Origin of the sequence: Methylobacterium sp. WL18, assembly GCF_008040015.1 — a bacterium.
In the GTDB taxonomy this organism is placed as follows: Bacteria; Pseudomonadota; Alphaproteobacteria; order Rhizobiales; family Beijerinckiaceae; genus Methylobacterium; species Methylobacterium mesophilicum.
In genome coordinates this window covers 1-10,897 of the sequence record NZ_VRVD01000103.1, presented here as the reverse complement: position 1 = coordinate 10,897, position 10,897 = coordinate 1, and the positions used below count along the sequence as shown (strand labels likewise).

The window sequence follows — 10,897 nt, the reverse complement described above, 5'->3', positions numbered from 1 at the left end:
GTGTAGCACAGGACGGCGCCCGGCGGCCCTGTGGGATCCGTCTCGGTCGAGGCGGGCCACCGGGCGCCGTCCTGTGCTACACACCGTCGAAACCACGCCGGCGATCCGGCATCGAACACGTTCTTAAGGAGAGTTGCAGTGGCGCGTCCGGACCTTGGTACAAAGCGGATCTGCCCGACGACGGGGAAGAAGTTCTACGACCTCAACAAGGATCCCGTCGTCTCCCCCTACTCGGGCGAAGTCGTCCCGACCGCGGTCGCGACCTCGTTCGGCAGGGCGGCCCCTCCCGTCGTCGCCCGCAAGGAGGCGCCGGTCGAAGAGGAGGACGAGGCCGAGGGCCCCGAGCTCGTGTCCCTCGACGAGGTCGAGGCCGAAGAGGCCGACAAGGACACCGATACCGAGGGCGACGACGCCCTGGACATCGAGGACGACGGCGAGACGGTCGAGGACGACACCCTCGTGGTCGACGAGGACGACGACAACACCTCCGACCTCGTCGAGGTCAACGACGACGACGACGAGTAGGATCGTCCGATCGCGATGACGCCGTCGGGGGCGTCATCGCGATCGTGGGCCGCGCATGAACAGGGCCGACCGCACGGCCCTGCGGTGCGCCGGCCTCGATAACGACCGTCTTGGCCGGCGCGAAGGCGTGCGCCGCGACGGCCGCGGCCAGATCCAGGACGTGATCCGGCCCCAAGGCGTGCGTCCGCGTCGCGGGCTCCGCGAGATAGGCATCGACCGCACGGCCGACCGCCCCGGTCGCGATGCGCTCGTCGGTCACCAGGTCCCAGAGCGTTGCCGTGTCGGGCATCGGCAAGGTCCTGCACCGCAGGCGGTGATTTCAACAGTTTAGCAGCCCGGGCGGGCGTCCTCGCGGCACCCGCCCCCGACAGGATCGGCAGCGATGACAAACCCGGCCGCGGCACCCCGCGCTTGACCGTCCCAAACGCCGCAGGCGCGCTCGTTCCCGGCCGATCCTGCGGATCCTGCACGGCCTGCTGCCGCATCCTGGAGATCAAGGCGCTGGCCAAGCCGGCGGGAACCCTGTGCCGGCACAATTCCGGCCGGGATTGCGGGATCTACCCCGAGCGTCCCGAGGCCTGCGTGCAATGGCACTGCCTCTGGCGTCGGATCGGCGCCCTGCCGGACGCATTGAGGCCCGATCGGGCGGGCGTCGTCTTCGCGCTGGAGCGTCGCAGTCCCGGCTCATCCCCAGACGCCCCGGAGGCCGCCTGTATCGTGGGTCGTGCCCTGGACGGCGCGGACGCGTTCGAGCGCTGGGAGGCGGTCGAGGCCTTCGCGATGTTCGTTCGGGAGGGTTCGTTGCCGGTGTGGAAGACGCATGACCGGCACGCGACCTTGCTCTACCGGGGTCCGGCGGTCGCCCATTCGTCCGGGGACGAGGCGTGACACGCCCCCCCGCGCCCGGATCCGATCACCGGGCAGCGGGGGGTCGTGGATCTCACCGGCGCGAGCCGATACGCAACGCGGCTCGCAGGACCGGTGATAGCCGGCTCCGGTTAGCCAAAGCGCAAGCGGATGCGCGCGCCTCGGTCCCGGATCGGGAAAGCTCAGTCGGCCTTGAGGTTGGCCGCGCTCTCCTTGCCGCTGCGCCGATCGGCCTCGACGTCGTAGGAGATCTTCTGTCCCTCGATCAGGTTGCGCATCCCTGCGCGCTCGACAGCCGAGATGTGGACGAACACGTCCTTGCCGCCATCATCGGGCTGGATGAAGCCGTAGCCCTTGGTCTCGTTGAACCACTTCACGGTACCGGTAGCCATAGAGTTGTCCTAGTCGTCTCCGGCTCGCCAAAGCGACGTGCCGCAGGGGCCGAACGAGCCGGCTTGGCCGACTGTTCCCAAAGTTCCGCACGCGCGTGGCGGCCGAGCCATCGGAAACCGCCCGTCACGGCGGCGCCCGCCGTCGCAGCCGGCCGCTGCGCGAGGTGCGCGACAGGCCGTGCGGCGTCTTGTTCCAGCGCACCGGCGCGCGGACCAGCTCGATCAGGGCGAGCCACGCCGCCAGGCTGACGAGCAGGAAATAGACCGGCATCCAGGGGGCCGACTGCGCCAGGTCGCCCCAGCCGCGCCGGGCGCAGCCGATCAGGGTCGGCAGCACCATGGCGGCGAACCCCACACCGAACAGCGTCATGGCGACCCCGGCCACGAGGTTGTCCGGGAAGGACGGGGCGGCCGGAATCTCCGCGACCAAGTAACGCCAGGCGGCGTAGGCGAGGCAGACGGGGTAGGCGAGCGCCGAGGCCACCGTGCCGGGCACCAGCGCCGCCGCGCAGAGCGCCTCCAGGGTGCCGAGGCGGCAGGCGTTGGCCAGGGGGCGGCGGCCATGGGCGAGGCTGGTCTGCATCAGGCCCTTCAGCCAGCGGGTGCGCTGGGCCAGCCAGGGGCCCAGCCGGGCCGGCGCCTCCTCGATCGTGGCGCTCGGCAGGTCGCCGACCGCGTAGCCCGCCAGGGCGAGCCGCATCCCGAGATCGGCATCCTCGGTGACGTTCCAGGGGTCCCAGCCGTGCAGCGCCCGCAGCACCCGGGTGCGCAGGTGCATCGATGTGCCCCCGAGGGGGACCGGCACGTCGAGGCGCGCGAGCGCCGGGTTCAGCACGTCGAACAGGCCCGCGTATTCCAGCGCGAAGGCCCGGGCCAGACGGGAATCGCCGGCATTGTCGATCACGAGGCGGCCCTGCAGGCAGGCGGTCCTTTCGGGCAGGCGCGCGAACAGCGACGCGGCCAGCCGCAGCTGCCCGGGATCGGGCACGTCCTCGGCGTCGTAGACCGTGAGCAGGGCGCCGCGGGCGAGCGGCAGCGCGGCATTGAGCGCCCGCGGCTTGGTGCGGGGCGCCCCCGGCGGCACCGTGATCACCTCGAATCGGGCCGGCAGGGCGATCGGCGCCAGGGCGGCCGCGGTCTCGGCGTCGTCCGCCTCGATCAGCAGCTTGATGTCGAGCTTCGCCGGCGGATAGTCGAGGGCAGCGAGTCCCCGGATCAGGTCGGGCACCACCGCCGCCTCGCGGTGGAGGGCGACGAGCACCGTGTAGACCGGCAGGTGGGCGTCGGCGAGCAGCTCGACGGCCTCGGCCGCCACCGGCGCCGCGATGATCGGCGCGGCGAGCCGGACCGTCGTCATGGCCAGGAACAGGGCCTGCCCGGTCAGGGTCACGGCACGGGCGAGGGGCGCCGGCAACACCGCGAACAGGCAGAGCCCCGCGATCAGCACGAGGACGAGGAGCAGCAGCCACCGGCTCGCCGGCTCGGAGGGCACGGACCGTTCGGGCGCGTGCCGCCGCAGATCCTGCGCGGCGTGATCCGCAACCGCCCCCGGGATCGCGGCGAACACCGCCTCGCGCAGATGCGTCGGGCTGGTGATCGCCGGCATCGCGGCGCGGCGCGGCCCGTCGAGCAGCTCGGCGATCAGCCGGCCACGGGGCGCCAGCACGCAGGCGGCGCCAGATCCGAGGGCGAGGGGCGCGAGCCCGGCGACCAGGCTGTCGGGGAAGCGTAGACCCAGGCCGAACGGGATCGGACCGCCGAGGAACGGGGCGCCGAGGCGTCGGGCCAGGGCGCGGTAATAGGCCGTCTCCTCCATCAGCCCGGCATTCAGCAGCGCGGTCGCCGCATCGGTCCCGGCGGCGGCGGCGTCCCGGGCCGCCCGGGTCAGGAGGTGGGCGTCGATCCCTTCGGCAAGCAGGAACGCGATCTCCGGCGGAAGGGACATCCTCGGGGCGATCGCGGCCGTGGGCAGGCGCTGCACCGACATGCCGACGCTCCCCCGGCAGCCCCAGGACGTGGTAGGGCAGGACGTGATAGGGGAGGGGCGTGAGCCAGACCCCGTTCCCGCCCTCCGAGAGGAGCATCGCCGCATTTCCGCCGTCAAGGGCGGGCGGAGCGCGATCCGCACGCGCTTTCGCCGTGCTCGCCTTGGCTGCGCTCGCCGCTCTCGTCTGGACCGGTCCGCTGCCCGCCCGTGCGGCGGCGACCGCCGCGCCGCAGGAGGCGACGCCCGCCGTGACGGTCCCGGATTTCTGGAATCCGCGCAGCCGCGGCGAGCGGATCGAGGCGCCCCAGACCGGCCGGGCCGTTCGATTCCTGACCGACGACGAGTTCCCGCCGCTGCACTTTGCCGGCACGGACGGCAACCCGACCGGCTTCGTGGTCGAGCTCGCCCGGGCGGTTTGCGAGAAGTTGACGATCACCTGCACGGTGCAGGCGCGCCGCTTCGACACCCTGCTGGACGCCCTGGACAGCCGCCAGGGCGACGTGATCGCGGCCGCCATCCCGCTGACCGCGCCCCTACGCGAGAAATTCCTGGCGACGCGCCCGTATTTCCGCTGGCCGGCGCGCTTCGCCGCGCGGGCCGACAAGGGCCTGCCGGTCCCCTCGGCGGCGGCGCTCGCCGGCCGCAGCGTCGGGGTGATGGGCGGCAGCGCGCATGCGGCCTACCTGAAGGCGTTCTTCCCCAAAGCCGTCCCGAAGGAGTTCCTCGACCTCGCGGCCGCCGAGGGCGCGCTCAAGCGCGGCGAGATCGACTACCTGTTCGCCGACGGCCTCAACCTCGCCCTCTATGTCGGCGGCCAGGAGGCGGAGAATTGCTGTGCCCTGATCGGCGGCGCCTACCTGGAGAACCGCTATTTCGGCGAGGGCATCGGGCTGATCACCCGCCCGGAGGACGCCGCCCTCTCCCGGGCGCTGGACGACGCGCTCCAGCGGGTCTGGGACGACGGGAAATACACCGAGCTGTACCTGCGGTTCTTCCCGGTGAGCCCGTTCTGAGGGCTTTCTTCCCGGCAGCGAGTCGGGGATCCTGCACCGCGCGGGGTCTCTCCGACAGGATCGAGGCATGACGGATCTGCTCGACAAGGCGGTGGCGCGGGCAAAAACTTTTGCCCCGGAAGTGCAGGACGAGATCGCACGCCTGATGCTGGCCTTCGTCGATGAGGACGCGCCGCTCTACCGGTTCACCCCGGAGGAGGAGGCGGAACTCGACGAATCCGAGGCAGCGGCTGCGCGTGGCAAGTTCGCGACGGAATCGGAGGTGCGCGCCATCTGGGCCAAATATGGCCTGTGAGGCTGCGCTCACCCAGCCCGCGGCATCGGAACTCGGCAAGGCTCTGGCCTACCTTGACCAGAAGAACCCGCAGGACGCGCGCAAGGTCCAACTGCGGCTTCGGGCGGCCATCGACCTTCTCCTGCGACATCCCTTTGCAGGCTCCGTGACGGCCCGGCCCGGTGTCCGACGTCTCCGGGTACGCCCATCCCCCTACGCGATCACATATCGCGTCGCGACGGATGAGATCGTCATCCTCGGCGTCCGGCATGCCGCGCGCCAGCCACAGTCCTGAAGGCCCACAGTCGCCCCGAACGCCGCCGGGACACCGGATTGCGCCGACGGGCGTTCCGCTGGGGCTCGAACCGCTCTAGGGTGCGCGATCCCAGCGTACCCTCAGTCCCCAGATCATGCCCGCCGCACCTGCCCTGACCCTCGACCCCGACCTGATCGAGGCGGCCGCCACCGCCGCCGCCTGGCCCTTCGAGGAGGCGCGCAAGCTCGTCGCGCGGCTGGAGAAATCCGGCACGACCGAGGTGGTGTTCGAGACCGGCTACGGGCCGTCGGGGCTGCCGCATATCGGCACCTTCGGGGAGGTCGCCCGCACCTCCATGGTCCGCCACGCCTTCCGGGTGCTGACCCGGGACGCGGTGCCGACCCGGCTGATCGCCTTCTCGGACGACATGGACGGGCTGCGCAAGGTCCCGGACAACGTGCCCAACCGCGAGATGCTGGCCGCGCATCTCAACCAGCCGCTCACCCGCGTGCCGGACCCGTTCGGCACCCACGACAGCTTCGGGGCGCACAACAACGCCGAGCTGCGCCGCTTCCTGGATGCCTTCGGGTTCGCCTACGAGTTCCGCTCGGCGACGGACTGCTATCGCTCGGGCGTGTTCGATGCGGCTTTGATGCGCGTCCTGGAGCGCTACGATGCCGTGATGGAGATCATGCTGCCGTCGCTGCGCGCGGAACGCTCGGCCTCCTATTCGCCGTTCCTGCCCCTGCACCCGGTCACCGGCCACGTCATGCAGGTGCCGATCGACGAGGTGCGGGTCGAGACCGGTACGCTGGTCTGGCGCGATCCCGCCACGGGCGAGCGCTACGAGACCCCGGTGACCGGCGGCCACGCCAAGCTGCAATGGAAGCCCGACTGGGCGATGCGCTGGGTCGCGCTCGGCATCGATTACGAGATGGCCGGCAAGGACCTGATCGATTCGGTCAAGCTGTCGGGCAAGATCGCCCGGGCGCTCGGCGGCGAGCCGCCGGACGGGTTCAACTACGAGCTGTTCCTCGACGAGAAGGGCCAAAAGATCTCGAAGTCGAAGGGCAACGGCCTGACCATCGACGACTGGCTGAAGTACGGCACGCCGGAATCTTTGGGTCTGTTCATGTACAACAAGCCCCGCGAGGCCAAGCGCCTGTTCTTCGACGTGATCCCGCGCAACGTCGACGAGTATATCGGCTTCCTCGACCGCTATTCCGGCCAGGACGCGAAGCTGCGCCTCGGCAACCCGGTCTGGCACCTGCATGCCGGGAACCCGCCCGAGCCGGAGCGGGTCGAGGGCGCGAGCCTGACCTTCGCGATGCTGCTCAACCTCGCCGCGGTGGCCAACACCGAGGATCCGGCGGTGCTGTGGGGCTTCATCCGCCGCTATGCGCCGCAGACCGGGCCGGAGACCCATCCGGGGCTCGACCGGCTGGTGGTCCACGCTCTCAAGTATTTTTCGGATTTCGTCCGGCCGGCCAAGACCTACCGGGCGCCGACGGAGGAGGAGCGGGCGGCCCTCGATGACCTGTCGGAGACCCTGGCGGCCCATGCCGGCTCCACCGATCCGGAGGCCCTGCAGGCGGCGGTCTACGAGGTCGGGCGGCGCCACTTCCCCGATACGTCCGGCAAGGCCAAGAGCCCGGACGGGCGTCCGGGTGTGTCGCAGGCGTGGTTCACGAGCCTGTACAACGTGCTGTTCGGCGAGGCGCGGGGGCCGCGCTTCGGCTCCTTCGTGGCCCTCTACGGGGTGGCGGAGACCCGGGCCCTGATCGCGTCGGCCCTGTCGGGGGCCCTGGTGGCGGAGCACGCCGCCTTCGTGGGCCGCCCCGCCGAAGGCGTCGCGTGAGCGCGGTGGTCGTCGACAGCATCGCGGCGCTGGAGGCGATCTACGCGCCGTCCCTGGCGCCCGCCTCCGTGGCCAAGGTCACGGCGACGATCATGCCGGACTACGCGGCGCTGATCGCCGCCGCGCCGTTCGCGGTGCTGGCGACCAGCGGCCCCGAGGGGCTCGATTGCAGCCCCCGGGGCGACCGGCCGGGCTTCGTGCGGGTGGCCGGCCCGCGCACGCTGATCCTGCCCGACCGGCGTGGCAACAACCGGATCGATTCCCTGCGCAACGTCGTGCGCGACCCGCGGGTGGCGCTGCTGTTCCTGATCCCGGGCTCGGGCACGACCTTCCGGGTGAACGGCACCGCCGTGATCTCGGCCGACCCGGATCTTCTGGATTCGTTCCGCGTAGACGGGCACGCGCCGCGCACGGCCCTCGTGATCACGGTCGAGGCGGCGTATTTTCAATGCGCCCGGGCGATCGTTCGCGCCCGGCTGTGGGAGCCCGAGGCCCGGGTCGATCCGGCGGACCTGCCGAGCCCCGGGGCGATCCTGGCCGCGCTCACCGCGGGGGAGGTCGGCGGCCAGGCCTACGACGCGGAATGGCCGGGGCGGGCCGCCAAGACGATGTGGTGAGGACGGCCGATCCGGTCGCCAAAACTACGCGAGACCGAGGAACAGCGCGAGGGAACGCGTCACCGCCAGCAGGGTCGCGTCATCGAGGCGGCCGATCGACGCCCCGACCTTCTCGCGCCTCACCGACATGCCCTTGTCGATCTGGATCTGAGACGGCTTGTTCAGGCCGTTCCCCGGCGTCGGCTGCACGGTCAGCCGGATCAGCGGCGCGTCCACCAAGGTCGCCGACAGCAGGAGGACCGTCACGGTGCCGGTCTGCGCGAATGCGTCGGACTGGATCACGAGGGCCGGACGCGGTTTCCCGAAATCGCCCGCCCTAGCGCGTTGATTCGCATCGTCCTTTTCCGAAAGCCGGAGGCCACCTTTCGGAACGATGCTTTAGCCACGGTGACGAGATCGCCGCGCCTCACGACTCGGCTAGGTCGTCCAGATCCGCGAGGGCGGCGTCGAGGATGGCGTTCAGCTCAGGGTCGGACGCATCGGCTGCCGCCACCAGCCGCGATTGCCGCCGGCATTCCTCGGCGAAGCCCGGCCGGCTCGTGTCCGGCACCCAGAACTGCACCGGCCGGAGCCCCGCCGCGCGCAAGGCATCCCGATGCTTCCGAACCTGCTGAGCGATGGGCGTGGCCATCGATGCCCCCCTGCGTAACAGGAAGCAGATGGGATGACGCCGCGAGGAACGTCAAGGCGAAGCGGGCAACCCCGACACGTCGCCGTCACGGCGCGCCGAGCGACGCGGCCGGGCCTGGTTTCACCCCACCAGGGCGAGACCGGCTTGGGAAAAATCCTGCGTCTCGGTCTCGGGGATCACGTCGACCTCGACCTTGAGGCGCTGCTTGCCCGAGCCGCTGACGATGCCGTCCACCGGCGCCACGTCGCCGTAGTCGCGGCCCCGGGCCACCACGATGTGGTCGTCCCGCACCGCCACGCCGTTGGTCGGGTCGAGGCCGAGCCAGCCGTTGCCGCACCAGACCGCCACCCAGGCGTGGCTCGCATCCGCGCCGAGCAGGCGCGGCCGGCCCGGCGGCGGCACGGTCCGCAGGTAGCCGCTGACATAGGCGGCCGGCAGCCCCATGCCGCGCAGGCCCGCGATCATCACGTGGGCGAAATCCTGGCAGACCCCGGCCCGGAGCGCGAAGGATTCGGCGAGCGGCGTGCGCACATTCGTGGCCTTGGCGTCGAACCGGAAGTCGGCGCGGATGCGCAGCATCAGGTCGTAGGCCGTCCCATAGGCGCTGCGGCCCGGCATGAAGCTGGCGCGGGCGTAGTCGGTGACAGCGGGGACGAGGGGGACCCGGCCGCTCGGGAACAGGAAATGGACCGGCGCCCGGCCGCGGAGGTCGCACCCGGCCACCACGGCGTCGCGGACCCGCTCCCACGGCTGGCCGGCCTCGGGCTCCGGCGGGACGCGGCGCTCGACCCGCACGGTGGAGAGCGCCTCGACGCTGAAGGTGGTGTGGGGGGTGTCGAGGGTGATCGCCACGGCCTCGATCCCGAAATAGTCACGCCGCATCACCGCGGTGGTGGGGCTCGGGTCGATGGTCACGGCGCTCGCCAGCACGCTCTGGCCCTCGCCGTCCTGCGGCTTGAGCCGCAGGGCGCAGCGGGCGAAGCGCACCGGCTTGCCGTAGCGGTAGGTCGTGCGGTGGCGCAGCGTGTAGATCATCCCGGCGGCCGCGCGATTTGACGTCTGTCGCAGGCATCATAGGCCGAAAGGATCACCGGTCTTGCGGCGATCCTGACGCAGGGCCGAGAATCCCACCGGGAATCCAAGCCGGAATCCACGGGGTCCATCATCACGCCAGACCCGTCAGCTTTTCCGGGCGCAGCGCGTTCGGCCCGGCCGGAAAGTAACGCACCGCGATGCCGTCGGCGAGGCGTTCGAGGTCGGTCTCCAGGGCGGTGAGGCGCACGGCGTCGAAATCGGCGGCCTCGCCGCTGCGCAGCTCCGCCAGGATCCGGGAAGCGATGCGGCGATGCGGCTCCGGGATGCCGTCGGCCGACAGGGCCGGCAGGTCGTCGAGGTGCCGGGCGATCGCCTCCGCCTGGAAGGCGATCGAGCGCGGGTTGTAGGGGTCGAGCAGCACCATGTCGCGGACCGGGTCGAGGGCCGCGCCCTGCATGTAGCGCCGGCCGTAGCTGATCTGCGAGTCGCTGAGCGAGAGCATCACCCCGAGGCAGCCCGGGGTCGCCTCGTCGTTGGCGAAGGACAGCGCGAAGGTGCAGGTGTTGATCGCCCGCTCGACGCGCCGGCCGAGCTCGACGAAGTGCCAGCCCTCCGCCCGGCTCATGTTCTCGTGGGTGAGCCCGGACAGGGCGGCGAGCTGGCTCAGCGCCCGCTCGGCGCGGCCGGCGAGCTGCGACTCGGTGAAGGCCCGGTCGGTGTCCAGCGACACGATCTCGATCAGGTCGGCCAGCACCCGCCAGGCCTCGCCGGAGAGGCGGGCGCGGAGCGCGGCGGCGTTGCGCCGGGCCGAGACGATGTGGGCGCGGGCCGAGCCCGAGCGCTCGCGCCCGGTCAGCGCCTCCTGGGCGAGCCGGGCCGTGGGCAGGTCGGTGGCGCCGGTGGCGCCCCATTCGTAGAGGAGCGCCCGCAGGGCCAGGGCGGCCGGCGTGTCGAGGGCCCCGGAGATGTCTGCCCCCACGGCGTCGCCGACGCTGCGCAGGTGCGCCAGGACCAGACGGATCACCGCCTCGGCGCGTTCGAGGTAGCGGCCGAACCAGAACAGGCCGTCGGCGGCACGCGACGGCAGGTGGCCGCCGACCCGGCGCACCCGCGGGGCCGCGTGGGAGCCGATCAGCGGCGCCTCGACGGGGCTCTCGGACAGCACCCACAGGTCGGCCGAGCGGATGCCGAGCCGCATCTCGATCGGGTCGACGTCCTCGCGCTCCGAGACCCGGCAGAAGCCCCCCGGCATGACCTGCCAGCCCGCGGGCGTCCGGGCCGCGAAGACGCGCACCACGAAGGGGCGGGGCACCAGGGAGAGGCCGTTGTCGCCGCGCTCCCAGCCCGGCATGGTCGAGAGCGGCGCGGCCTCCTGGGCGACGTAGTCGAACGGCCGGTCGCGCAGGGCCGCCACCACCCGCGCCCGCTCGGCCGCCAAGGCG

14 protein-coding genes are annotated in these 10,897 nt (G+C 71.8%); 7 read left to right on the top strand and 7 right to left on the bottom strand.

The features are described 5' to 3' along the window. The first annotated feature begins 138 nt into the window (after positions 1-138). Positions 139-525, top strand: a complete 387-nt coding sequence (locus tag FV228_RS10720; protein ID WP_147854610.1) for a TIGR02300 family protein — start codon at positions 139-141, stop codon at positions 523-525. Here FV228_RS10720 and FV228_RS10715 read toward each other — a convergent pair. Beyond that, the gene (locus tag FV228_RS10715) at positions 503-814 is read right to left on the bottom strand and encodes a hypothetical protein (RefSeq protein ID WP_147854609.1); all 312 of its coding nucleotides are present in this window, start codon (positions 812-814) and stop codon (positions 503-505) included. The genes FV228_RS10720 and FV228_RS10715 overlap by 23 nt on opposite strands. Positions 815-936: 122 nt before the next feature. On the opposite strand from FV228_RS10715, the gene FV228_RS10710 reads away from it, so the two are divergent. Next, on the top strand, positions 937-1,413 hold the full coding sequence (locus FV228_RS10710; RefSeq protein WP_238259751.1) for a hypothetical protein: 477 nt from the start codon (positions 937-939) through the stop codon (positions 1,411-1,413). A gap of 161 nt (positions 1,414-1,574) precedes the next feature. Here the strand turns inward: FV228_RS10710 and FV228_RS10705 are convergent, their stop codons facing one another. Together FV228_RS10705 and FV228_RS10700 are read right to left on the bottom strand one after the other, a co-directional pair. Next, positions 1,575-1,784, bottom strand: coding sequence for a cold-shock protein (locus tag FV228_RS10705; protein WP_007563113.1), 210 nt, complete (start codon positions 1,782-1,784; stop codon positions 1,575-1,577). Between the two features lie 124 nt (positions 1,785-1,908). Next, positions 1,909-3,771: a glycosyltransferase family 2 protein gene (locus FV228_RS10700; protein WP_147854608.1), complete on the bottom strand. Its 1,863-nt coding sequence runs from the start codon at positions 3,769-3,771 to the stop codon at positions 1,909-1,911. Positions 3,772-3,968: 197 nt separating this feature from the next. Here FV228_RS10700 and FV228_RS10695 point away from each other — a divergent pair, with 197 nt between their 5' ends. The 5 genes from FV228_RS10695 to FV228_RS10675 all read left to right on the top strand — a co-directional run bounded on the left by FV228_RS10695 (position 3,969) and on the right by FV228_RS10675 (position 7,789). Further along, on the top strand, positions 3,969-4,784 hold the full coding sequence (locus tag FV228_RS10695) for a transporter substrate-binding domain-containing protein (RefSeq protein WP_238259783.1): 816 nt from the start codon (positions 3,969-3,971) through the stop codon (positions 4,782-4,784). Between the two features lie 67 nt (positions 4,785-4,851). Beyond that, positions 4,852-5,079: a hypothetical protein gene (locus FV228_RS10690; protein ID WP_147854607.1), complete on the top strand. Its 228-nt coding sequence runs from the start codon at positions 4,852-4,854 to the stop codon at positions 5,077-5,079. Beyond that, complete coding sequence (locus FV228_RS10685; RefSeq protein ID WP_147854606.1) at positions 5,069-5,353, top strand: type II toxin-antitoxin system RelE/ParE family toxin; 285 nt, start codon at positions 5,069-5,071, stop codon at positions 5,351-5,353. The genes FV228_RS10690 and FV228_RS10685 overlap by 11 nt, the downstream gene beginning before the upstream one ends. 115 nt (positions 5,354-5,468) lie before the next feature. Next, the gene (locus FV228_RS10680) at positions 5,469-7,172 is read left to right on the top strand and encodes a lysine--tRNA ligase (protein ID WP_147854605.1); all 1,704 of its coding nucleotides are present in this window, start codon (positions 5,469-5,471) and stop codon (positions 7,170-7,172) included. 5 nt (positions 7,173-7,177) lie between these two features. Beyond that, a complete protein-coding gene (locus FV228_RS10675) occupies positions 7,178-7,789 on the top strand; it encodes a pyridoxamine 5'-phosphate oxidase family protein (protein WP_147854611.1) in 612 nt (203 codons plus the stop codon). Between the two features lie 24 nt (positions 7,790-7,813). Here FV228_RS10675 and FV228_RS10670 read toward each other — a convergent pair whose 3' ends face one another. From FV228_RS10670 to FV228_RS10655, 4 genes are all read right to left on the bottom strand, one after another. Beyond that, the gene (locus FV228_RS10670; RefSeq protein ID WP_147854604.1) at positions 7,814-8,164 is read right to left on the bottom strand and encodes a type II toxin-antitoxin system PemK/MazF family toxin; all 351 of its coding nucleotides are present in this window, start codon (positions 8,162-8,164) and stop codon (positions 7,814-7,816) included. A 31-nt stretch (positions 8,165-8,195) separates the two neighbouring features. Next, positions 8,196-8,420, bottom strand: coding sequence for an antitoxin MazE family protein (locus FV228_RS10665; protein ID WP_147854603.1), 225 nt, complete (start codon positions 8,418-8,420; stop codon positions 8,196-8,198). A gap of 120 nt (positions 8,421-8,540) precedes the next feature. Beyond that, on the bottom strand, positions 8,541-9,455 hold the full coding sequence (locus tag FV228_RS10660; RefSeq protein WP_147854602.1) for a transglutaminase family protein: 915 nt from the start codon (positions 9,453-9,455) through the stop codon (positions 8,541-8,543). A 130-nt stretch (positions 9,456-9,585) separates the two neighbouring features. Then, positions 9,586-10,897, bottom strand: a 1,312-nt coding sequence (locus FV228_RS10655; RefSeq protein ID WP_147854601.1) for an alpha-E domain-containing protein, incomplete at its 5' end; no start/stop codon positions are given.